Here is a 24,176-nt window from a genome sequence, read left to right on the forward strand (position 1 = left end):
CATCGGTCAGTGCTGATGTGCGCCTAACCCACCCTACGAAAATGAATTCCGGATTGAAAGCGATTTGAGAATTAGAGGCATACCCGCGTGTTCGGAAAAACTGCGGCAGCCGCCTCGGGAGGTTTCCATGACTCATACCGAAGCTGGATCCGAATCGGTTTCCAATCTTCCCATCATCGACGTTCACGCCCTGGTAGCGGGCACCGGCGATAAAGAGACGGTGGCGGAGCAGATCAGACATGCCTGCCTCGACATGGGCTTTTTCTACATCAAGGGCCACGGCGTCGATGAGGCGCTTCAGGACCGGCTGGAGCAGCTCAGCCGACAATTTTTTGCACAGGATCTCGAAACGAAGCTGGAGCTCCGCATGGAACGGGCCGGCCGAGCCTGGCGCGGCTATTTTCCGGTCGGAGGCGAGCTCACCTCCGGACGGCCCGACCTCAAGGAAGGTCTCTATTTCGGTGCCGAGCTTGGGGCGGACGATCCGAGAGTCCAGGCCGGCGTTCCTCTGCATGGCGCCAACCTCTTCCCCGCCAACATCCCGCAATTTCGTGAAACGGTGCTCGCGTATATGGCGGCGATGACGCAACTCGGGCAAATCTTGATGCAGGGCATTGCGCTCAGCTTGGGGCTGGAAGCGTCCTACTTCGCCGACCGCTACACCGCCGATCCTCTGATCCTGTTCCGCATCTTCAACTATCCGCCAGAGCCGGCGAACGTGGGTACTCCGCCCAGCTGGGGCGTGGGTGAACACACCGACTATGGCCTGCTGACCATTCTCAAACAGGATGATGCCGGCGGCTTGGAAGTGAAGTCGAAGTCGGGCTGGATCGCGGCCCCGCCTGTTCCCGGAACCTTCGTGTGCAACATCGGCGACATGCTTGATCGAATGACCGGCGGTCGCTACCGCTCCACGCCTCACCGGGTCCGTAATACCGCCGGTCGCTCCCGGCTGTCCTTTCCCTTCTTTTTCGATCCGAATTTCGATGCGGAAGTAAAACGGATCGAGAGTCCCGAATTGGAGCATGTCATAGACGATGAAGAGCACCGGTGGGACCGATCGAGCGTCCACGCCTTTACCGGCACCTATGGCGACTACCTGCTCAACAAGGTCGGCAAAGTCTTCCCGGCACTCGGAGGCAGCGTGATTTGAAAATGGCGTCCTAGAGCATTTTCATACCTACTGTACGGGCACTCGCGAGTAGGTCGGGAATCCCTTCCCAATCGCGCCGAAGCCGCCTTTCCCGACGCCACGTCCCGGCCGAGCGGCTTCGTCGGAAGGGTCGCGACTAAAGCGACCGTTTGCGATTGGGAAAGGATTGCCGACCTACGAATGCTTGAATCCATTCACCCGAGCCGAAGGCGCCAACGACGTCCGCCAAGCCGGTTTTGCCTTACAATCGCGATGAAAACGCTCTAAGTACATTCAGGGAAGTCTTGCGGCATAGGCAACCTGCAGGACAACCCCGCCAATCTGTCGAGATTCCGCAAATATTTGCGGAATGTACTTAGTCTTGACGACCGTCCGCTGTTGTCCGAAACCGTGAGTCCCGCCCGATTTGCGAATGGCGGCTCGTCGACATGAATGCTAGGAGCATTTTTCCTGTAAACCAACTCGGGCCGAATGCCTCACGACCGAGTCAGGAAATATACGAATGTCTTAGCAAAATATTGTCAACCCATAATGCCCACGACCCCGGGCGAATTCTTCTTTTTTAATGGGCTAGACAGGCACTGCCGAATATTCGGCGGGTTTTTCCTTTCAGTTCGCGTAGCAAGCCGCGCGCCCTTGCGACGTGACAGGCTAACTATTCACGTTGCCGGACGAAGTAACCAAAAGGCAAGCCAAGCTTCCTACGTCTTTGCCGCGGTGGATCTGCCGCTCTGTGTCAATGTCGCCGGCACGATTGAAGAGTTTTTCCGGAAGCCGATCATGGATGATCCGGTGCCATTGCACCCGGCTAGGAAACGCCGGATACCCGGCGGATACATGGAGGAGCTTCACATGCAAACCTGCTCTCTGTCGAAGCGCGTCACACTCGCCATTTCCTTGAACGCGGTGCTCTTGGCCTGGCCGACGGTCGGGGAAGCGTTCGAGGTCACGGAACCGGAAGCCTATCGCCCCCGTTGCGACAACTATGATCCGATGCGCCAACCCTTTTTCGGCGTGACCCATCTGCATACCGGCCTCTCTTTCGACGCGAGCATCCGTTTCGTCGACGAACAGGCCGGCAACAATCCGCGCGGAGCCTATGCGTTCGCCAGGGGCGAAAGCCCGATAACGCTCCCGAACATCATCGGAATCCAGGGTGTCGAGATTCCCGAGCTGGGTTTGCCGAACGATCTGCGCAGGCCCACCATAGACCGGCCGATCGATTGGGGCGGCGTTACCGATCATTCGGAGCACTTCGGCGAGATGGGCATCTGCAAGGACCTTCTCGGAACTCCCGACCCCGCCGACCCCGAGGGACGTTTCTCACTGGATTGCCGGATGATCAACGGGTTCTATTGGCAGCCGCTCGGAGGAGAAGTTTCGACTCCGGCCACCGCGCCGTTCAATCAACTCCAGCGGGAACTGGCCTCCAATGCGTTCACGCAGCTCACCATGATGAACCTCGGTCCGGTGAGCCAGATGACGCGGATGCCGCTTTGCGTGAACAACCCGGATGAATGCGATTCGGCGGAACTCGCGGTATGGCAGGAGCACCAGGCGGCGGCGGAGGAGTTCTACGACCGGAGCAGCCGGTGTTCGTTCACCACGTTCAACGCCTACGAGGTGACTTCCACGCCGCTGGGGGCCAACTGGCATCGTAACGTCTTCTTTCGCAACGATAAGGTGGTCAGACGACCCATTACCGCGATCGATATGGGCGTCAGACTTAACGAGAGTCCGACTTCCGGGGGCCCCGGCGGCGTCGGGGAACCGCCCAGCTACGTGGGCAGCATCGTTCCCGACGACCCGGAGGTGTTCCCGGTCCCGCCCGGTCAATTCATCACGTTTCCGCTTCCGGAACGGCTTTGGAACGCCTTGGAGCGGGACTGCACCTTGGGGCAGAACGTTACGGACGGCCGTGCGAGCCGCTGCGAGTTCCTGACCATTCCGCACAACTCCAACCTCGGCGGAGGCATGGGGCTCGTTCCTCCGATGTTTTTCACTCCGTTCAATAAAGAGGATGCGATTCGACGCGCCAAGTTCGAGCCGCTCGTGGAGATCTATCAGAACAAGGGAAGTAGTGAATGCCGTTGGGATCCCCGCTTCAAGGAAGGCGTCGACACGGCGGATGAATTCTGCAATTTCGAGCTGCTGGACACGACCTCCCTATCCGCGGCTTCGGGCGTCGGAACCAGCGGCGGATCGGCGGGAGGATTGCCGCCGTCGGCTTTCAACGAGCGCGCCTTCGTCCGCAATGTCTGGAAGGACGGACTGAAACTGGCGGAGGAACAATTCGAGGGGGTCAATCCCTTCAAGATGGGCGTGGTGGCATCCTCGGATTCGCATAACGGCACCATGGGCTGGCATCCCGAGAACGAAAGGTTTCCGGGGCACCTCGGCATCGACGATGCGGTCCCCGTGCAGCGTCCCTCCACCATCCAAAACAGTTCGGGCGGCCACTCCGTGGCGTGGGCGGAGGAGAATTCGCGCGACTCCATTTTCGAGGCGCTGAAGCGCAAGGAGACTTACGGGACCAGCGGAACGCGGATCGTCCTGCGCTTCTTCGGAGGCTGGAACTTCGACAAATCCATGTGCGGCAAGGATTTCGTGCCGACCGGCTATGCCGACGGAGTCCCCATGGGCGGCGACCTCCCGCCGAGACCCTCCCGTGCCAAAGCCCCGCGGTTCATCGTGGCGGCCTGGTGGGACGATTTCATCCGGACGCCGCTGGAGCAGATCCAGATCATCAAGGGGTGGTATGACGCGGCAGGCGAGCTGCACGAGTCGGTCGTCACGGTAGCCGGCGAAAGAGGGCGTCCCAACCTCCCTCAGGCCGGCGTCACCCCCGATTGCAGTCTCAGGGGCGGAGGAGCCGAGTCGCTGTGCGCGGTGTGGGAGGACAAACAGTTCAAGCCCGACGAGCGTGCGTTTTACTACGCCCGTGTTCTCGAAAAACCCGTGTGCCGCTACAGCACGCTCTGGTGTCAGAACGCGTTCGGTCTGAATCCGCTGCGCCCGCAACAGTGCAGGGATGATCTCCAAAAGCTGCAACAGGGCAACGAAATCGATCAGCTCAAGGCTCAATACGCAGCGTCGTGTTGCAGCAACCAGACGACGGCCCCCATCGTGCAACCGGCCATACAGGAGCGGGCATGGAGTTCACCCATCTGGTACACACCCTAGGTCACAGAGCTCTTCGCTCGCCGGCACTGCATTTTCTGATCATCGGAGCGGTACTGTTCGCGGCGTTCGCACCGCAAGGACGAATGGACCCGCCCGACCGGGCTCGGCTGGTGATTCCCTCGTATCGCGTGGATCTCGCGCGCCGCGAGTTCGCGGAGGCGTACCGGCGAACGCCGACGCCGGAAGAGGACAAGCATCTCCTCGAAACGCTCGTGGACGAGGAGGTTCTTTACCAATATGCCCTGCGTTTGGGGCTCGACAAACAGCCGGTGGCGGAGCGGCGACTGGCTCAAATCGCGGCTTTCGTGGAGCAGAATCCGGAGGAGGCCAAGTCGCCGGCGGAGTTGGCCGGGGAAGCCGAGGGACTCGGTCTCCACCACGGAGACGCCGTGGTCCGGCGAATCCTGATCGACGGGGCGAAGCGCCTGATCCGCGCCGCCGTGCGGGTGCGCCGGCCGACCGAGGAGATGATGGAAGCGTATTTGCAGAACAATCCCGAACCCTTCATGGTTCCCGCGATGACGCGCATCACCCAGGTTTCCGTGAACCGACTGGCGCATGGTTCGGACACCGAAGCCCGTGCTCGGGCGCTGCTCAAGAGAATGAAGCGGGGCGCCGACCCTTCGGCAGCGGCTTCCGCCTTGGGCGACAAGGCTTTCGGACCGCCGTCGCTGCCTTTGCTGACTAACAAGGATCTGGCGCGGCGTTTCGGGTACCGTTTCGTGGAAGCTCTCAGTACGGAGCCCGAAGGCGCGTGGAGCGGTCCGATACCCTCTCGCTACGGCTTTCATCTCGTTTACGTGCACGAGCGCACTCAACCGTATCTACCCCCTCTGGCGGAAGTCAAAACGCAGGTGCGACGGCGTCTTGTGGAAAAGCTTGCCGACGAATGGCTGGCTTTTCGTTTGCAGCAGCTTCGGGCCGAGTTCGACATCGTCGTGCCCGGTCGACAGTCATGATGGGAAGGCACGACATGTTTTGGCCCAGGCTTCTGTTGCCGGCGGCGATCCTGTTTTCGGTCCCGGCCGAGGCGCATTTGTTCGCCCCCGCTTTGCTCGAACTCCAGGAGACATCCGGGGATCACGTGGAGATACGCTGGAAACAGCCCATCATGCGGGTCATGGGCAGCGAACTCCGTCCCGTGCTCCCCGGTGAGTGCAACGGTATCGGAAGACCGGCGGTGAAGCAGGCGGGAACGGGCATCGAAGCGACCTGGGAGATTCAATGCCCAGAGGGGCTGGTGGGCAAATCCGTGGAGGTCGAGGGCATTCCGTCGAGCAGGGCGGACGTTCTCCTCCGGATACGGCTCGCCGATGGCCGCTCCATGCGCCATGTGCTGACCGGAGACGAACCCGGTTTTACGATTCCCGCCCGCGAAAGCAGGCTGTCGGTGTTGGGTTCGTATGCCAGGCTGGGTGTCGAGCATATTCTCACGGGTTTCGACCATTTGCTCTTCGTGCTGGGCCTGACGCTATTGGTCGGCGGCGGCAGAAAGCTGCTTTGGACCATCACGGCGTTTACGCTGGGACACAGCGTCACCCTCGGGCTCGCCGTTCTGGGCTTCGTCAAGCTTCCGCCCGCGCCGATCGAAGCGGGGATCGCCCTCAGCATCTACGTGCTCGCCGTGGAACTGGCAAGGCCGGGAGAGACCGGCCTGCTGCGGGCCTATCCCTGGCCCATGGCCGGACTGTTCGGACTCCTCCACGGGCTCGGGTTTGCCGGGGCGCTGTCGGAAGCCGGCCTGCCCGAAGGCGAAATTCCCTTGGCCTTATTCGCCTTCAACGTGGGGATCGAACTCGGTCAGATCGCATTCGTCGTTCTCGTACTCTTCATGTGGAGGTTCTTGCGGAAAATGCCGCTCGCCCGGTACTCGTTTGCGCGGCTGATGCCCGCCTACGCCATCGGTTCCCTCGCCGCTTTCTGGCTTCTCGAGCGAAGCTGGGCGGCCGTATAGATCAGGATGAAGCAATACAGCATCTGTCGTCGATGATTCTCCGACAAAAATATCGTGTTCGACCCCAAAACCATGGCAGGAGCATAACGGACAGCAAGCGTATTACGGTTATGGAATACCGCGCTTCGTTCTTCTACCATGTCCGCCTGCTCTCCTAACCCCGTGACGCAGGCTAACGAGGCGCATATGAAAGTTTTTCAGCCAGAATTCCGACTCTATGCGCTATTGGTTTGCACGGCACTCGTGACCGCTTGCACCAGCCCAGGTTACAACGATAATCCGTCGCAGCAGATGACCAACGCTCGGATCGGCTGCCTGGCCTCCACAGACTTTTTCGCTGTCTATTTCAGCGTGCATCTCCAACCGCCCGACGAAAACCAGAATGCGAGATTAACGAAAGAGCTGTTCCGCTCGTACTGCCAAGATATACCAACACCCGGCAAGGTGTTTTTTACAGCGGATCTGGTGGGTAACGAACCGAGGAGCATGCCTATCGGCATCCGGATCGTCGAACAGGAGTTTACGGGCGGCGATGAAAGCGATGCTGAAAACTTCAAGGATCTGCGCACCATATCGGAGGTTCTCGCCAAAACCTATTCCAAAGGTGTCATCGAATCGCATTTTGACCTTGATACGAATGGGCATTACGCGATCTACTTGATCAAGGGTGGAACAGATGCCGTTCCGGAACAAGACATACTGAGAATCCCGCTCAATGTCGGCGCCGACTCCGGCGTAGAGCGCTTGACGACACGAATCGTAAGCCTGTTCGGTATCGCATCGGGCCTAGCGCTGATTGGCTTTGCGGCGTCTCGCTTTCGGCGAAGGCGCAAGATTCTTTAGATGGCCCTCCGGGGCCTTTCTTGAACGATGGATCGAAAGACGCGTTACCGATTTTGCAACACGGGTAACGACAATACCTATTAAGGTTAATGACGCGATCAACATCAGGTCTTCTACCACGCATTTGAACGATTCTCCTAGAACCGGCTGTTGACGGCTTAGAAGGAGTAGAAAAGCCGTATAAATTCTGACCGTCCTACCTTCTACCGATCTCACCGTTTGGTGAAGCCGCTACGCACCCGATTGCACGGCTGGCGGGCCACCCTGGCGACGTTGCTCCTTCTTGTGGGGGCGGCCCCACGGCGTCGTCGCGCCTCGAGCATTTTCATACCGACTGTACGGGCATTCGCGAGTAGGTCGGGGAATCCATTCCCAACGGTTTCGTTGGGCCAACGGGTTCGTCGGCAAAGGATTGCCGACCTACGACCATGCACCCTGTAGGTCGGGAATCCTTCCCAATCGCAAACGGTCGCTTTAGTCGCGACCCTTCCAATCGCAAACGGCGTCTTCGGGAAGGGCGTGGCCGGCGCTCCCGGCCAGGCCGTTTGCGATTGGAAGGGTCATCCCAGCGCTCCTGGGATGACCGTTTGCGATTGGAGCGCCGAAGCCCCCCTTCCCGACGCCACGTCCCGGCCGAGCATCTTCGTCGGCAAAGGATTGCCGACCTACAACTGCGTCACCAAGTAGGTCGGGAATCCCTTCCCGACGTAACGGGCTGATTCAGCCACCGATCAGCCGCAATCCCCCTTGCAACAAGGGCTCGCCCTTCATGTAAGCCTACGCTCACAAAAAGATCCGCCGAGGCTTACAAGCTCTTGGCTTCAACTTCGAAAATGTGTCACTAAACTGTGACAGGATCGACGTGCGCGTCGAACAAGGCCGAGAAAAAACAAAAGGGGAATACGGATGGGGATCGAGCGGCTGTCTCAGTTTAGGGCGGGATTCGTGCTGAGCTTGTGTCTGGCGTTCTGCGGACTGCTTCTCTGGGGAACGTTGACGGTCGCCACCGAAGGGAAGGGCGGATCATCATCTTCCGGCTTCACCATCGGTTCGTACAAGGAAGTCGGCAAAAAGATCCACCGCCGGAAGAATCTCTTCGAGCATACCTATCGGGCAAGCCTCACCTCGACCGCCGCGGTGGACGCGTACCGCGTCAGTGCGCGGCTCGTCAGCCGCGATTCCCGTATCGTGGTGATCGACGGCGATCTCGCGTTCGGCCATGTGCCGGCCGGTGCCACCGTCGTCAGCCGCGACACCTTCACCATTCAAAAGCCTGCCAATGTCAAATTCCGCCCCTCGCTGCTGGAGTGGCGCTTCGGTCATGACTTGCGCCCAGTGGCGGAGGCCGGCCCGGATCAAACCGCCCCGGTGGGCACGACCGTCTACCTGGACGGCAGCACCTCCAGCGACGGCGACGGCGATCCTCTCACTTTTCGATGGACCTTTACCGAAAAACCCAACGGCAGCACCGCGATCCTGTCGGATCGCACCGCGGTGAATCCGACGTTCACGATCGACAAGCCAGGCACCTACACGGTCCAACTCGTGGTTGATGACGGGCAACTGGCGAGCGTCCCGGATACCGTCACCGTCAGCACGGTCAACAGTGCCCCGGTGGCCAATGCCGGTCCCGACCAAACTGCCCCGGTAGGCACGACCGTCCGCCTGGATGGCAGCGCCTCCAGCGATGTGGACGGCGATCCGCTGAGCTATCAGTGGACCCTCACTCTGGCGCCCGACGGCAGCGCCGCGCATCTGTCCGATCCCAACTCGGCCACGCCCGCTTTCACGCTGGACCGGCCCGGCTACTATTCGGCGCAATTGGTCGTCGACGATGGACTGGCCAGCAGCGAACCCGATTTTGTCTCGATCGCCACTCTCAATTCAAAACCTGTCGCCGAGGCGGGCCCCGATCAAAGCGTCTACGTCGGCGACGCCGTCACCTTGAACGGCAGCGGTTCCACCGATCTGGACGGCGACCGCTTGACTTACCGCTGGGCCTTGATCAATCAACCGGAGGGCAGCGCCGCGGCCCTGTCCGACTCCGCGGCGATTCAACCCGTTTTCGCCGTGGACCGGCCCGGCGCGTACGTGGTCCAGCTCATCGTCAACGACGGATCCGCCGACAGCGACCCGGATACGGTCGTCATTACCACCCTCAACAGCCGACCCATTGCGGCCGCGGGTCCGGACCAGGGCGTGCCGGTCGGCACCTTGGTCCAACTCGACGGGGCGGGTTCGCTTGATGCGGACGGCGACGTTCTCAGCTATCACTGGTCCCTGACCTCCGTACCCGAAGGAAGCGCCGCCGCGCTTGCCGCCTCGGACTCCGCGACCCCCGCATTCACCGTCGATCGGCCAGGTTCCTATGTCGCCCAGCTCATCGTCCGTGACGGACAGCTCGACAGCTATCCCGACACGGTGACCGTCAGCACCGTCAACAGTCGGCCCGTCGCCGATGCCGGCCCCGACCAGTCCGCCCTCGCCGGCACCACGATCCACCTGAACGGCGCCGGGTCCAGCGATCCGGACGGCGGTCCCTTGAGCTATCAATGGGCCTTGGTGAGCACGCCGGACGGTAGCCAAGCGGTGTTGAGCGATCCGCTCACGTCCACGACGACCTTCCTGGCGGACCGCCCCGGCGATTACGTGGCCCAGTTGATCGTCCACGACGGGCAGCTTGCGAGCGACCCCGATACCGCGCTGATCCAGGTGGCGCTGCCGCCCAACGTGCTACCGGCCATCACGTCCGCCCCGTTGACCGCGGCGACCGTCGGCCAGAGCTATGTTTACGATGTCGACGCCACCGATGCCGACGGCGATGTCCTGGTTTTCAGTCTCGCCACGGCGCCGGCCGGCATGAGCCTCGATGTCGCGACCGGGGTGATCCAGTGGACGCCGACGGCGGAAGGAACGTTTGCCGTCACCGTCACGGTCAGCGACGGGCGGGGCGGTACGGCCAGCCAGAGCTTTAAGATCGTGGTCAGCGGCGGCAGCAGCGGAAACTTGCCGCCGGATCCCGCCCAAGTGGCCCCGCCCCTCGATCCGACCGTCGCCACCCCGGTGGCCGATGCAACAAAATTCCTGTACACCGGTCCCAACCCGATCCAGACCGGCGTCACCGAGGGCACGATCGAACCGAAGCGTGCCGCCGTGTTCCGCGGGACCGTGCGGGACAAGGCCAACGCCCCCTTGCCGGGCGTGACCGTCACCGTTAAGGACCACCCTGAATTCGGCCAAACACTGAGCCGTGCCGATGGCCAATTCGACCTCGCAGTCAACGGCGGCGGCCTGTTGACCCTCGACTACGCCAAACCCGGTTTCCTCCCCGCCCAACGGCAACTCGACGTGCCGTGGCAGGACTTCGCCGTGTCCGAAGACGTCGTGTTGATCCCGCTCGACCCAGAGGTCAGCGCCATCGATCTGGCGGACACCACTCAACCTTTTCAGGTGGCGCAAGGGAGCGTTATGAGTGACGCCGACGGCAGCCGCCAGGCCACCGTGCTGTTTCCGCAGGGCACCCAAGCCGTGCTGACCCTGCCGGACGGCACCCAGCAGCCGCTCAGTACGCTGCATGTCCGAGCCACCGAATACACGGTGGGCGAGAACGGCCCCAAGACCATGCCCGGTCCCCTGCCGCCGACCTCGGGCTATACCTATGCGGTGGAACTCTCGGCAGATGAGGCGATCGCCGTGGGTGCAAAGACGGTCAGCTTCAATCAGCCGGTGCCGGTCTATATTGACAATTTCCTCAATTTCCCGGTGGGCGAGATCGTGCCGGCGGGCTGGTACGACCGCGACAAGGCCGCCTGGATGCCGTCGGATAACGGCAAGGTGATCAAGATCCTATCGATCGCCGATAGTCTCGCCAGTCTCGATACCAACGGCGACACCCTCGAAGATGATGCCGCGACACTCGCCGCCCTCGGGATCACCGACGCCGAACGCGCCCGGCTGGCCCAGCTTTACCCAGTCGGCAAGAGCCTCTGGCGGGTGGCGGTAACCCACTTCACGCCGTGGGATTTCAATTGGCCCTATGGCCCGCCCGCCGATGCCACCGCGCCGCCCGCGCCGGATGAGACGAAGAACAAGACGCCGCCCGACAAAGACAGCGACGACTGCACGGGCTGCAGCATCAACCCGCAGGCGCAGACGGTGGGCGAGGAGCTTCCCATCACCGGCACGCCTTACACCTTGCATTATCAAAGCCAGCGCGCCCCAGGGTATAAACCGAGCAAGGTCATCGACATTCCCGTGGCGGATACCAATCTCCCGGCGAGTGTCAAGGGTATTGAGCTCATCGTGACCGTCGCCGGGCGCACGTTCACCCAAACGTTTCCGGTAGCCCCGAACCAGTCCTACAGCTTCGAGTGGGATGGCCTCGATGCCTACGGCCGCCCTGTTACCGGGGCCAGTCGAGCCACGATTGGGGTACGCTATCGTTACAATGTTGTCTATTACCCGGCCCGTTCGGCGGAGTTGGAGCGGAGCTTTGCTCGTGTCGCCAGTACGACTACCAGGATAATAGGGACCCGTGGGGTGCCTGCCTTGGCCCTGGAGCGCAGATGGCAAGAAAATCTAGTGCATGCTGTTCCGGCATCCAAGTCACTGGGCACGTGGACGTTAGGCGTCCATCACGCCTACGATGTAACTGACCGAACGCTCTGGCTTGGAAACGGGCAACATGCCAAAGCCGATGATGTTGCAAATATCATCACTCGAGTGGCCGGCACTGGAATTGCCATCACGAGTGGCGACAATGGGCCCGCCACCCAAGCGGGATTGTATTGGCCATGGAGCCTTGCCGTGGGTCCAGATGGATCCTTTTATGTCTCGGATTTTGCGCATAATCGGATTCGCCGCATCAACGCGAACGGTATTATTACCACCGTAGCTGGAGGGGGCCTTCCGGGATTCAGTGGCGATGGCGGACCCGCGACGGAAGCACAGCTAAACGGTACGGTGGGCATCACTTTTGGGCCCGATAACAGTCTATTCATCGCCGATAGCTACAATAACCGCATCCGCCGAATCGGCCCCGACGGCATCATCAGCACCGTGGCCGGCAACGGAACACGGGGTTTCAGCGGCGACGGCGGACCCGCGACCGAGGCGCAGTTCAATGAGCCCTGGGGGATCGCCGTTGGCCCAGACAACAGCCTCTATATTACAGACTCCGGTAATGACCGCATCCGCCGAATCGGTCCCGACGGCATCATCACCACTATGGGCGGCAACGGAACACGAGTGTTTAGCGGTGATGGCGGGCCGGCCACAGAGGCAAGCTTCTATCATCCTCAGGGCATCGCTATCGCCATAGATGGCAGCCTCTACGTCACAGACACGGGCCATTACCGCATTCGCCGAATAAACACCGATGGCATCATCAGCACCGTGGCGGGCAGTGCGTTCGCTGGTTGGAGCAGTGCTTATGATGGTGGTCCGGCGATTAAGGCGGGGTTAACCCTGCCCCAAGATATCGTGGTCGGGACCGATGGCAGCTTCTACATTGCCGATGCACGGCGGGTCTTACGGGTAAAATCCGACGGCATCATTAACAGGATTGCAGGAGGAGGGACTGGTGGCGATGGCATACCGGCCACGAGAGCCTCCTTCTCGGCGCTTCGAGGAATTGCTTTTGGCAAGGAAGGCAGTCTTTATGTCGCGGACGCGGGTAAACATATCGTCCAAGCAATTAAACCGCCTTTCCCAGGGATAGACCGAAACGATCTTCTTATTCCATCGAGTGATGGTGCCGAAATCTATCATTTCGATTTTCGCGGCAAGCACCTTCGTACTCTTCATGCTTTGACGAATGCCGTCCTGTACAGCTTTACTTATGACAGTACGGGCCAGTTGTCTGAGATCCTGGACCGCGATGGCGGCATTACGCATATCGAGCGCGACTCGGCGGGCAACCCCACGGCCATTGTCGTCCCGGATGGCCAGCGCACCGAATTGACCCTCGACGCCGATGGCCATCTCGCGACGGTTGTGAATCCCGCCGGCGAAACTCACGCGATGAGCTACACCGCGGATGGCCTTCTCACCGGCTTTACCGACCCGAAGGGGCACACGAATACCTTTACCTATGATGATCGGGGACGGCTGATCCAGGATGTCAACGCCGGGGGCGGCGGTTGGACGCTGCTCCGGTCCCAAGGGAGTTCGGGGTATAGCACTGCCATGACCACGGCCGAGGGACGGACCACCACGTTTGGCGTGGAGTATCTTGCCACCGGCGATCGCCGGCAGCTCAACGCCTATCCGGACGGCACCGTATTGGACCGGCTGTTCAAGACCACCGGCGAGGACACCACCACGGATTCGGACGGCACCGTCACGACCGTGCTGGAAGGCCCCGACCCACGCTTCGGCATGTTGTCGCCACTGGCCAAAGCCACCACCGTGAAGACCCCTGGCGGGCTGACAGCCTCCCTCGGCGAGAGCCGCAGTGTCACGCTGGCCAATGGCAATGACCTCTTAAGCCTCACCAGTTTCACCGAGACTCAAACGGTGAACGGTAAAACGTCCCGAACGGTCTTCGACGTCCTCAGCCGGACCTTCACGGCCACCTCGCCGGTGGGACGGACCTTCACCACCATCGTGAACGACCGAGGCCGACCGGTGAGTCGTCAAGTCCCTGGGCTGGAGCCGGAGCAGTTCGTCTATGATGCCCGCGGACGGCGGCAAGAGGCGATCCGCGGCCAGGGCATAGACGCACGCACGGTGCATTACGACTACTACGCCGACGGCCCGAGCCAAGGCTGGCTCCACACCGTCACCGATCCGCTCGGTCGAACCGTGAGCTACGAGTACGACCTGGCCGGCCGGGTTACCCTCAAGACCCTGCCCGACGGCCGGTCCGTGCAGTTCGGCTACGATGCCAACGGCAATCTCACCTCGCTCCTGCCGCCGGGCCAGCCCGCGCACCTCTTCGACTACACGCCCCTCGACCAGACCGAGCACTACACCCCGCCCACGGTCGAGGCGGCGGACCCGGCCACCCACTACCAATACAACCGGGACAAGCAACTCACCCAGATCACCCGACCCGGCGGCGAGACCGTGACCTTCGCCTACGATGCGGGCGGACGGCTCCAGACGGTGACGGCGCCCCACGGCGAGACCACCTACGCCTACGATTCCGCCGGGCGCCTGCAAGCCCTGACCGCACCGGGAAGCCTCGGGCTCAGTTATGCCTATGACGGCGCGCTCCTCACCCAAACCGCCTGGACCGGGTCCATCGCTGGCACGGTCGGCTACGCCTACGACACCGACTTCCGGATCAAGGACATCAAACTCAACGGCGCCGATCCCATCGCCTACGGCTACGATGCCGACAGCCTGTTGATCTCGGCCGGTGCCCTGACCCTGACGCGCCATGCCCAAAACGGTCTCTTGACCGGCACAGCGCTCGGGACGGTCACCGACAGCCTCACCTACAGCGGTTTCGGCGAGGTGCAAGGCTACACGGCCAATGTCGACAGCAGCCCCGTCTTTTCGACTGGCTACACCCGAGATGCCCTCGGCCGGATCACCCAGAAGACCGAGACCGTCAACGGCCAGACCGATACCACCGTCTACACTTACGACCTCGCGGGCCGCTTGACTGAAGTCAGGAGAAACGGGACCGTCCAGGCGACCTACGGCTATGACGCCAACGGCAACCGGACCCACCTCAATGGGCTCGAAGTCGCCAGCTACGATGCCCAGGACCGGCTCACGAGCTACAACGGGACCGCCTTTGCCTACACCGCCAACGGCGACTTGAAAACGAAAACGGTGGGCGGGCAGGTCACCGGCTTCAGCTATGATGTGTTCGGCAACTTACGGCAGGTGACCCTGCCGGGCGGTACGGTGATCGACTACCTGATCGACGGACGCAACCGACGGATCGGTAAAACGGTGAACGGCACCCTGGTCCAAGGTTTCCTCTACCAGGACGGGCTCCGCCCGATCGCGGAACTGCATGGCCAGAACCAGATCGTCAGCCGCTTTGTCTATGCCGATAAGGCCAACGTGCCGGCCTACCTGATCCGGGGCGGCAGCACCTACCGGATCATCTCGGATCACCTTGGGAGTCCCAGGCTCGTCGTCAACACGGTCGACGGCACCGTCGTCCAGCGGCTGGACTACGACGCCTGGGGCCAAGTCGTCCTCGACACGAATCCCGGCTTCCAGCCGTTCGGCTTTTCCGGCGGCCTCTACGACCGCGACACCGGCCTGGTCCGCTTCGGCGCAAGGGATTACGATCCGGAAACAGGACGCTGGACGGCCAAGGATCCGATTCGGTTCGAAGGAGGCGATGCGAATCTGTATGCCTATGTTCTGGATGACCCGATAAATTGGATTGATGCTCTTGGGCTGGCAGGCGAAAAATTGCCGATCTCTCCGGGCAGTCTAGTGCTAGATTTACTATTTCACGTCAATGAATTAGGAAACGGTGAGCTTCCGGTTCAGCCCCCTGCTGGACTGCCACCTGATTGGATATTGAAGCCAACCAAAAAGGGAGGTGGACTCCAATGCATTAATCCAAACAACCCTCACGAGCGGTTCCGATTTATGCCAGGAAATCCTAATAGTCCAAATCCGGCTCAACAGAAGCCATATTTCAAATACACGAAAGATGGTACAGCTTACGATATTAATGGGAATCCCGTTAATACGAATTCCCCGGAAGCTCACATTCCTATAAACGAGTTTAAATTCCCATTCCCATGATTCAAAGAGAAGAATGGTCGTAAGAGGGTTTTTGCCATGATGGACAGAGAAAAATGGATTTCAGGGATCTTATCAGTCATTGGTAACATCGCAAATGCAGAAAAGCAGTATAGAGCATGGGTCCTTCATGAGAATATCTGTTTTCCCTCGTTAGATGAAATCTATTGCCAGATTTTTGATGACTACGATCTTGATAACCTAATTGATAACTATGCGGATCAATTTGGATTAACAAGCCAACAAAAAGTAAGCCTCAATAGATTAAGAAATCTTCTAAATAGTTTCGATTATGAGGCAATAGAAAATATTGATATAAAAGTTTTACTTGATAGCCAAGAGTGGAGTGTCATTACCCACTCTGCCTCTGAAGTTTTACACGAACTGAGCCAATGTATATGAGCTCGGGAGGAATGATCTGTGCAATTTGGCGAGCCAGCTCGCATAGGATGCGCCGAGGCACGAACCGCATCGATCGCGAACTTACGGTCATGACGCCAACAGCGACCTGTAAACGAAAACGGTGGGTGGCCAGGTCACCGCCTTCAGCTATGATGCGTTCGGCTACTTAAGACACGTCACCCTGCCGGACGGCACGGTGATCGACTACCGGATCGACGGCCAACACCGGCGCATAGGCAAGCAGGTGAACGGGACTCCGGTCCAAGGCTTCCTCTACCAGGACGGGCTCTGCCCGATCGCGGAGCTGGACGGTGAGAACCAGATCGTCAGCCGCTTCGTCTATGCCGATAAGAGCCACGTGCCGGCGTATTTGATCCGGGACGGCCACACCTACCGGATTATTTCCGATCACCTCGGCAGCCCCCGACTGGTCGTCCACACCGCAGACGGCACCGTGATGCAGCGGCTCGACTACGACGCCTGGGGCCAGATCATCCTCGATACGAACCCGGGCTTCCAGCCCTTCGGCTTTGCCGGCGGCCTCTACGACCGCGACACCGGCCTGGTCCGCTTCGGTGCGCGGGATTATGATCCGGAGACGGGGCGCTGGACGGCGAAGGATCCGATACGGTTCCGCGGCGGCGATAGTAATCTCTATGCCTATGTTCTGAATGATCCGATCAATTGGGTTGATCCTTTAGGGCTTGTTAACACCGATCCTGCCAGCCCTTTTGGCCCATTCGGTCCGGGAGGTGGGGGTGGCGGTGGTGGCGGCAGTGGTTTTGGCGCCGGTTTAGGGGGAGCTAAATTTGCGCCCCCTGCAAGTGCGCCAAGCGGTAGAAATGGATTTCCGTTACAAAATGCTCCATATCAACAAACTCGTAATCCGGATGCAGTTGTCAATGGTCGCCGGTATTGCGGACATGCACTAGATCAGATGCAGAATCGTGGTTTAACACCATCAGTTATTGAAGACACAATTAAGAATGGCCAACGTTCGCCAGATCCTATTCCCGATCGAACGAGAATTTACAACTCAGACAATAACATCACCGTAATAGTTGAGGGTAATGACGTTGTTACCGTAATTCCAGGGAAGCGATAGCTGTGAATGAACACGATATCCGGCAATTAGCATTAATGCATAAGCAGATTGACTCCTATACCAAAGGGACAATTGGCTTGAGCGCTTTGATAGGTGATCTTATTTTTTTGAGAGATGCACTATCGAAAGTGGAGTCAGATTGGGAGCATCAATTTACAAGTTGTATCTCAGATTTGGAGTCGGCATGGTCATATGCGCTTGAAAAAAATAATGGTGTTCTGGACTCCATTAGCGAAAAGGTTGTAAATGAAGCTCTTTTCAAGTTGCGTCAACTACTGGAACAGCCCGCATAGGTTGCGCTGAGGCACGAAGCGCATCGGTCGCGGAACTCAACGGCCAGAACCAAGTTGTCAGCCGCTTCGTCTATGCCGATAAGCCGGCGTAGATACTGTTATACGGGTCAAGCGCCATGAAGCCCGCGTAGGATGCGGTGACGCAGGAACCGCATCGTTCGAGTTCACGATCGATGCGCCTCCTTCGTCGGCACATCCTACGCGGGCTATGCCTACACCGCCAACGGCGACTTGAAATCGAAAACGGTGGGCGGGCAGGTCACCGGCTTCAGCTATGACGTGTTCGGGAACTTACGGCAGGTGACCCTGCCGGACGGTACGGTGATCGACTACCGGATCGACGGGCGCAACCGGCGCATCGGCAAGCAGGTGAACGGCACTCGGGTCCAAGGCTTCCTTTACCAGGACGGGCTCCGCCCGATCGCGGAACTGCATGGCCAGAACCAGATCGTCAGCCGTTTCGTCTATGCCGATAAGAGCCACGTGCCGGCGTATTTGATCCGGGACGGCCACACCTACCGGATTATTTCCGATCACCTCGGCAGCCCCCGACTGGTCGTCCACACCGCAGACGGCACCGTGATGCAGCGGCTCGACTACGACGCCTGGGGCCAGATCATCCTCGATACGAACCCGGGCTTCCAGCCCTTCGGCTTTGCCGGCGGCCTCTACGACCGCGACACCGGCCTGGTCCGCTTCGGCGCAAGGGATTACGATCCGGAAACAGGACGCTGGACGGCCAAGGATCCGATTCGGTTTGCCGGTGGGGACACCAACCTATACGGATATGTATTGAATGATCCGATAAATTCTATTGATGCCGAAGGCACATTATCCCCAGCGGCAGCCATTGGTATTATTGCTACTGGCTATGCAATTTATAACGTCATAGATAATCTTATGACCGCACAAAATGCAGCAAAGAAAGCAAATGACGCAGGGAAACAAAGACATCAAGAGCTAGATAAGTTATTAAAAGGGGAGCCAAACAATGCTGAAAAAGCAGACGATAAATACCAAGATGCCACAAAGCAGCTAGCAAAAGATGCATCAGAATTCGGTGTTGCTAGCAAGAAGCTTGAATTCAATTTCGGTAACAAATTGCCAAAGATAGCCTCAAAGCGCTGCCCTTAATCTAAGCAATTAATTAATGAGCATGACAATTAACTCGAATTCTATCGCTAAGGTTTTGATCGTAATTGGGGTCGCGTTTCTAGTTAACTACTTTTCCAACCATATCTTAAGATATGGTTGGAAAATGTGGATAGGAAAAGAGATTTGTTGGCGTAACATAAAGCTATTTGTCGATGATGATTATTTTGTTTTCCCAAATACTGATTCATCTTTATTTTCAATTTCGAATGATCAGCCTATATTAATCGGTAAATTTGACACATCTAAAACAACCTTCCCTAATGAAAGCTATATTATGATTGGAGATGCAAAATTTGATATTGACCGATTATCAGAAGCATTAAGTAAGTTGTGTGCAAGAATAAACTGCGAGAACTATAAGAAATACTCCTATATTGAGAATGGCGTGCCTGTAACATGCATTCAGTTCGAAGGTACTTCAGAGACTTTGGATAATCGGCAGTTCCACGTATTTTGCAAAGTGCAAGCAAGCAAGATTTTAGTTGAGTATCACGGAAGTCAAGACAATTTTGATGAGTTCAAAACACAACAACAGCAGACTATAAAAGCTATTGCAACGAGCGTAATCAACCCGTAAAAGGGTTAGCCCGCGTAGGGCGAAATAGCGTACTCGCGTATCCCAATCGCAAACGGTTGTCCGGGGAGCGCCCGGATAACCCTTCCGCCGTATGAGAGCGGTCCATTCGGCGCATTACGCTGACGCTAATACGGTATCTACACGAGCTGAAGTCAGGCAGAACGGAGCCGTCCAGGCCACCTACGGCTATGACGCCAACGGCAACCGGACCACCGTCAACGGTGTCGAAGTCGCCACCTACGACGCCCAGGACCGGCTCACGAGCTACAACGGAGCCGCCTACGCCTACACCGCCCACGGCGACTTGACATCGAAAACGGTGGGCGGGCAAGTCACCGGCTTCCGCTATGACGGTTTCGGTAACTTAAGGCAGGTGACCCAGCCGGGCGGCACGGTGATCGACTACCGGATCGACGGCCAACACCGGCGCATCGGCAAGCAGGTGAACGGGACTCCGGTCCAAGGCTTCCTCTACCAGGACAGGCTCCGCCCGATCGCGGAACTGCATGGCCAGAACCAGATCGTCAGCCGCTTTGTCTATGCCGATAAGGCCAACGTGCCGGCCTACCTGATCCGGGGCGGTAACACCTACCGGATCCTCACGGATCACCTCGGTAGCCCCCGGCTCGTCGTTAACACGGCCGACGGCACCGTGATGCAGCGGCTGGACTACGACCCTTGGGGCCAGGTCATCCTCGACACGAACCCCGGCTTCCAGCCCTTCGGCTATGCCGGCGGCCTCTACGACCGCGACACCGGCCTGGTCCGTTTCGGCGCGCGGGATTATGATCCGGAGACGGGGCGCTGGACGACGAAGGATCCGATAAGGTTTGCCGGCGGGGACACTAACTTATACGGATATGTCTTGAATGACCCGGTGAATTGGATCGACTCGGATGGGCAACTTTTTCAGCAAATAGCGGCCGCTGTCGTTGTTATTGCTGCTGGAAAAGCAATTTATGATTTTATCGACGCGTACTCAGAAGGTATGCGAGACGCGGAACGCGTGAAGAAGGCTAAACGTGACGACGATGAAGTGATGAGCAACATTCTAGCGGGCAAACCAATCCCGAAGAATTATTGCCCAAATGCAACCTCTGATGCGATTAAGGACCTGACGAAATCAGCAGCAGACGCTGCGCTGAAAGGCGCACAGGTTCCTGGGACATATGCTGGAGGAGCTCTTGCTGACCCCGTCCCAACATTCAAAGACCCTTAAAGATCGCAACCAAATTTCTTGCTCTATGAAAATTCGGCGGAGTTTCGTTCTTCTTGTCGCAGTGTGCATAATTTCGTTGGCATCGTTTGACATCGACAGGAGTGCTTTATTTGTCCAGAAATATTTGAGGATATATGACACGATTTTCGTTGGAAGTGCTATTGTTAATCGTCCAAAAAACTGGGTAGTCTCATATTCAAAGGAAAAGAGCTCGAAACGCGGATTTATTTACGGTATTTTTCCTGCTATTAATGCTGACGAAGCGGTTGATGAAGTTATTTATGTTTTCGAGAAGGTCAGCGAACCTAATAAGAAAGTAATATTTTCTGAGCTTGGTCCTTCAATGGTCAGAAAAGCTAACGATGTAATGGTTATGCTTGAAAAGGAGCCAAGCCATAACCCTTATACTCGTGTTCAGGTGTTCGGATTTGATGCTATTCTTAAAAAAAATAATAGGAATTCTGAGAAGCAATATACAATTAACATTCCGGATCTTTCGGTATTTATCGTTACGGAATGTTTAGAAGATTTGCCGGAGTTTAAAATCACTGGTCAGAAGAATCTGCATTGAATGCGGTGAGCCACGAAGTGCCCTTCGATTAAACTCCGCATAGGCATCGATCGCGAACTTATACCTACACTGCCAACGGCGACTTGACATCGAAAACGGTGGGCGGGCTGGTCACTGGCTTTACCTATGACCTGTTCGGCAACTTAAGGCACGTCACCCTGCCAGCCGGCACGGTGATCGACTACCGGATCGACGGCCAACACCGGCGCATCGGCAAGCAGGTGAACGGGACTCCGGTCCAAGGCTTCCTCTACCAGGACAGGCTCCGCCCGATCGCCGAACTGGACGGTGAGAACCAGATCGTCAGCGCCTTCGTCTATGCCGATAAGGGCAACGTACCGGCGTACCTCATCCGGGGCGGCCACGCCTATCACATCATTTCCGACCACCTGGGGAGCTCCCCGCTCGAGCATTTTCATACCTACTGTACGGGTACTTGCGAGTAGGTCGGAAATCCTTTTCCGACGGTACAGTTGGGCCAACGGGTTCGTCGGCAAAGGATTGCCGACCTACGACTGTAGCACCCTGTAGGTCGGGAGTCCTTTCTCGACGCCACGCCCCGGCCGAGCGTCTGTCTATTTCAGCGTGCATCTCCAGCCGTCCGACGAAAACCAGGATGCAAGATTAACGAAAGAGTTATTCCGCTCGTACTGCCAAGATATACCAACACCCGGCAAGGTGTTTTTTACAGCGGATCTGGTCGGTAACGAACCGAGGAGCATGCCTATCGGCATCCGGATCGTCGAACAGGAGTTTACGGGCGGCGATGAAAGCGATGCTGAAAACTTCAAGGATCTGCGCACCATATCGGAGGTTCTCGCCAAAACTTATTCCAAAGGTGTCATCGAATCGCATTTTGACCTTGATACGAATGGGTATTACGCGATCTACCTGATCAAGGGTGGAACAGATGCCGTTCCGGAACAAGACATACTGAGAATCCCGCTCAATGTCGGCGCCGACTCCGGCGTAGAGCGCTTGACGACACGAATCGTAAGCCTGTTCGGTATCGCATCGGGCCTAGCGCTGATTGGCTTTGCGGCGTCTCGATATCGGCGAAGGCGCAAGACTCTGTAGATAGCCGTCCGCGGCCTTTCTTGAACGAAGGATCGAAAGACGCGTTACCGATTTTGCAACACGGGTAACGACGATACCTATTAAGGTTAATGACGCGATCAACATCAGGTCTTCTCCCATGCATTTGGACGATTATGCAAAGGCAAAGGTTTGCATAAGGTCGAACGCCGCGCATTGATCAATCTCATCGTAATCTGCCGGCACTCGGCCAATTCCTGCGGACCAGCAAATACCGGTGGCGGCGAGGCCACATTCAGGTCTGATCGGCCGTTCTTGCTCGTTTACCGCTTTGGGCGAAACTTGCGCGCCGCCGTTCGGTCAGGTGCGGGGATCTCCCGATGTTGCCCGAGCAGACCGTCGCGCCTTAGGCGAAGACCTGGCGGCTGTTTCAGGCGCCGCGCTACTCTCAGGCCGGCTTTCCTGTTTGAAATAGCGGTTGGTTTCTGCCTTGATGACTTTCGACAGCAATAGGAGGCCGATCAGGTTGGGAATGGCCATCATGCCGTTCATCAGGTCGGAGAAGTTCCAGACGAATTCCAGGCTGGTGGTGGCGCCAACGATTACGGCGGCAACGAAGAAGATGCGGTAGATGCGGATGGAGCGCGGCCCGAACAGGTATTCCACCGCTTTTTCGCCGTAATAATTCCAGCCTATCAGGGTGGAGTAGGCGAAAAGCGCCGTGGCGAGCGCGACGATGAAGGTCCCGGTACTGCCCAGCGTTTCCGCCATGCTGGCGCTGGTCAGTTCTCCGGCACTGACGTCTTGCATCCATGGGTTCGCGGTGAGGATCACCAGGGCGGTCATGGTGCACACCACCAGGGTGTCGATGAAGGTTTGCGTCATGCTCACCAGCGCCTGCTTGACCGGACCGTCGGTGCGCGCGGCCGCTGCCGCGATGGGCGCCGAACCGAGTCCGGATTCGTTGGAGAACACGCCGCGTGCGATGCCGTAACGCATGGCGGTGGCGAGGGTAGCACCCGCGAAGCCACCACCGGCCGCGATCGGATTGAAGGCGTGGTAAAAGATCAGGTACAGCGCATGCGGAATTTCGGCGGCATTGAGGACCAGCACCACCAGCGCGGCGCCGATGTAGCCGACGATCATGAACGGAACCAGCAGCGAGGTGAACCGGCCGATGGAGCGGACGCCGCCCAGGATCACCAGTGCCGTCAGTACCATCAGCACCAGCCCCGTGGCGAGTGGAGTAATGTGAAAGGTGCTTTCGAGTATCCTGGCAGTGGAATTGGCCTGCGTCATGTTGCCGATACCGAAGGTGGCCAGCGCGGTAAAGACCGCGAACAGTCTGCCCAGCCAAGGCAGGCCGGCACCCTTTGCCAGATAGTACATCGGCCCGCCGCGCATGCCGTACTCTCCCTTTTCGCGGTACTTGACCGCCAGCACCGCCTCGGAATACTTGGTGGCCATGCCCACCAGACCCGTCAGCCACATCCAGAACACCGCGCCGGGACCGCCGAGGGTGATGGCCGTGGCAACACCGACGATGTTGCCTATGCCTACCGTGGCCGCAAGCGCCGTCATCAGCGCGGCGAAATGGCTGATATCGCCGGCGTGGCCGTGATCCTTCGCGAAGATAAGGCTAAAGGCTCGGGGCAGGGCGCGGAACTGCACGCCGCGCAGCAATATCGTCAGGTACAGCCCGGTTCCCACCAACAGGGCGAGCATGGGTGGTCCCCATACCCAGCCCGATAATGTGGCAATCAGCGTTTCGATTTCGCGCATGGATTTTCCTTGAAGGGTTTCGGACAGTATACGGAGGAATGCCGTTTCAAGGCTTATTCCATCCGACACTCAAGTGAACATTAGAGCGGCTGTCGGATTGGTTTACGGCTTGTGGGAGCGTTTTCCGAATCGGTGTAAGGGATTCGGATATGTAGGTCGGCAATCCTTTGCCGACGAACCCGT

15 protein-coding genes and 1 pseudogene are annotated in these 24,176 nt (G+C 58.4%); 15 read left to right on the forward strand and 1 reads right to left on the reverse strand.

The genetic code is table 11. The features are described from left to right. Positions 1-127 precede the first annotated feature (127 nt). The 15 genes and pseudogenes from JOD69_RS08810 (at position 128) to JOD69_RS08880 (ending at position 22,253) form a co-directional block, all read left to right on the forward strand. Entirely contained in the window at positions 128-1,153 is a 1,026-nt protein-coding gene (locus JOD69_RS08810) for a 2-oxoglutarate and iron-dependent oxygenase domain-containing protein (RefSeq protein ID WP_086134137.1), read from the forward strand. Between the two features lie 852 nt (positions 1,154-2,005). Further along, positions 2,006-4,336: a DUF3604 domain-containing protein gene (locus JOD69_RS08815; RefSeq protein WP_210023896.1), complete on the forward strand. Its 2,331-nt coding sequence runs from the start codon at positions 2,006-2,008 to the stop codon at positions 4,334-4,336. Beyond that, complete coding sequence (locus tag JOD69_RS08820) at positions 4,306-5,295, forward strand: peptidyl-prolyl cis-trans isomerase (protein WP_210023897.1); 990 nt, start codon at positions 4,306-4,308, stop codon at positions 5,293-5,295. Before JOD69_RS08815 ends, JOD69_RS08820 begins: the two co-directional genes overlap by 31 nt. Before the next feature lie 14 nt (positions 5,296-5,309). After that, complete coding sequence (locus JOD69_RS08825; RefSeq protein WP_210023898.1) at positions 5,310-6,290, forward strand: HupE/UreJ family protein; 981 nt, start codon at positions 5,310-5,312, stop codon at positions 6,288-6,290. 186 nt (positions 6,291-6,476) lie between these two features. After that, entirely contained in the window at positions 6,477-7,133 is a 657-nt protein-coding gene (locus JOD69_RS08830; protein ID WP_210023899.1) for a hypothetical protein, read from the forward strand. 906 nt (positions 7,134-8,039) lie between these two features. After that, a complete protein-coding gene (locus JOD69_RS08835) occupies positions 8,040-15,857 on the forward strand; it encodes a PKD domain-containing protein (protein ID WP_210023900.1) in 7,818 nt (2,605 codons plus the stop codon). Positions 15,858-15,893: 36 nt separating this feature from the next. Continuing rightward, positions 15,894-16,256, forward strand: a complete 363-nt coding sequence (locus tag JOD69_RS08840; protein WP_077730713.1) for a hypothetical protein — start codon at positions 15,894-15,896, stop codon at positions 16,254-16,256. Positions 16,257-16,377: 121 nt separating this feature from the next. Further along, on the forward strand, positions 16,378-17,361 hold the full coding sequence (locus tag JOD69_RS08845; RefSeq protein ID WP_077730712.1) for an RHS repeat-associated core domain-containing protein: 984 nt from the start codon (positions 16,378-16,380) through the stop codon (positions 17,359-17,361). 2 nt (positions 17,362-17,363) lie between these two features. After that, entirely contained in the window at positions 17,364-17,654 is a 291-nt protein-coding gene (locus tag JOD69_RS08850; RefSeq protein WP_077730711.1) for a hypothetical protein, read from the forward strand. 153 nt (positions 17,655-17,807) lie between these two features. Next, the gene (locus JOD69_RS25215) at positions 17,808-18,788 is read left to right on the forward strand and encodes an RHS repeat-associated core domain-containing protein (protein WP_139841061.1); all 981 of its coding nucleotides are present in this window, start codon (positions 17,808-17,810) and stop codon (positions 18,786-18,788) included. Positions 18,789-18,804: 16 nt separating this feature from the next. Further along, positions 18,805-19,386, forward strand: coding sequence for a hypothetical protein (locus JOD69_RS08860; RefSeq protein WP_077730709.1), 582 nt, complete (start codon positions 18,805-18,807; stop codon positions 19,384-19,386). A gap of 91 nt (positions 19,387-19,477) precedes the next feature. Continuing rightward, the gene (locus JOD69_RS08865; protein WP_077730708.1) at positions 19,478-20,605 is read left to right on the forward strand and encodes an RHS repeat-associated core domain-containing protein; all 1,128 of its coding nucleotides are present in this window, start codon (positions 19,478-19,480) and stop codon (positions 20,603-20,605) included. A gap of 76 nt (positions 20,606-20,681) precedes the next feature. Beyond that, a complete protein-coding gene (locus JOD69_RS08870; protein WP_139841062.1) occupies positions 20,682-21,176 on the forward strand; it encodes a hypothetical protein in 495 nt (164 codons plus the stop codon). A 77-nt stretch (positions 21,177-21,253) separates the two neighbouring features. Continuing rightward, positions 21,254-21,622 (forward strand): annotated as a pseudogene (locus JOD69_RS08875) (RHS repeat domain-containing protein); the annotation flags it as partial. Between the two features lie 274 nt (positions 21,623-21,896). Next, the gene (locus JOD69_RS08880; RefSeq protein ID WP_077730705.1) at positions 21,897-22,253 is read left to right on the forward strand and encodes a hypothetical protein; all 357 of its coding nucleotides are present in this window, start codon (positions 21,897-21,899) and stop codon (positions 22,251-22,253) included. A gap of 318 nt (positions 22,254-22,571) precedes the next feature. On the opposite strand, the gene JOD69_RS08885 is transcribed toward JOD69_RS08880, so the two are convergent. Then, a complete protein-coding gene (locus tag JOD69_RS08885) occupies positions 22,572-23,993 on the reverse strand; it encodes a sodium:alanine symporter family protein (RefSeq protein WP_086134144.1) in 1,422 nt (473 codons plus the stop codon). Between the last annotated feature and the right edge of the window lie 183 nt (positions 23,994-24,176).

The sequence above is a fragment of the Methylocaldum sp. RMAD-M genome (assembly GCF_017832375.1).
In the GTDB taxonomy this organism is placed as follows: domain Bacteria; phylum Pseudomonadota; class Gammaproteobacteria; order Methylococcales; family Methylococcaceae; genus Methylocaldum.

Coding starts and splice junctions, on each gene's coding strand:
- JOD69_RS08815 (WP_210023896.1), top strand. CDS start 2,006: ATGCAAACCTGCTCTCTGTCGAAGCGCGTCACACTCGCCATTTCCTTG.
- JOD69_RS08820 (WP_210023897.1), top strand. CDS start 4,306: ATGGAGTTCACCCATCTGGTACACACCCTAGGTCACAGAGCTCTTCGC.
- JOD69_RS08880 (WP_077730705.1), top strand. CDS start 21,897: ATGCCTATCGGCATCCGGATCGTCGAACAGGAGTTTACGGGCGGCGAT.
- JOD69_RS08840 (WP_077730713.1), top strand. CDS start 15,894: ATGATGGACAGAGAAAAATGGATTTCAGGGATCTTATCAGTCATTGGT.
- JOD69_RS08830 (WP_210023899.1), top strand. CDS start 6,477: ATGAAAGTTTTTCAGCCAGAATTCCGACTCTATGCGCTATTGGTTTGC.
- JOD69_RS08885 (WP_086134144.1), bottom strand. CDS start 23,993: ATGCGCGAAATCGAAACGCTGATTGCCACATTATCGGGCTGGGTATGG.
- JOD69_RS08810 (WP_086134137.1), top strand. CDS start 128: ATGACTCATACCGAAGCTGGATCCGAATCGGTTTCCAATCTTCCCATC.
- JOD69_RS08865 (WP_077730708.1), top strand. CDS start 19,478: ATGAGAGCGGTCCATTCGGCGCATTACGCTGACGCTAATACGGTATCT.
- JOD69_RS08860 (WP_077730709.1), top strand. CDS start 18,805: ATGAGCATGACAATTAACTCGAATTCTATCGCTAAGGTTTTGATCGTA.
- JOD69_RS08825 (WP_210023898.1), top strand. CDS start 5,310: ATGTTTTGGCCCAGGCTTCTGTTGCCGGCGGCGATCCTGTTTTCGGTC.
- JOD69_RS08835 (WP_210023900.1), top strand. CDS start 8,040: ATGGGGATCGAGCGGCTGTCTCAGTTTAGGGCGGGATTCGTGCTGAGC.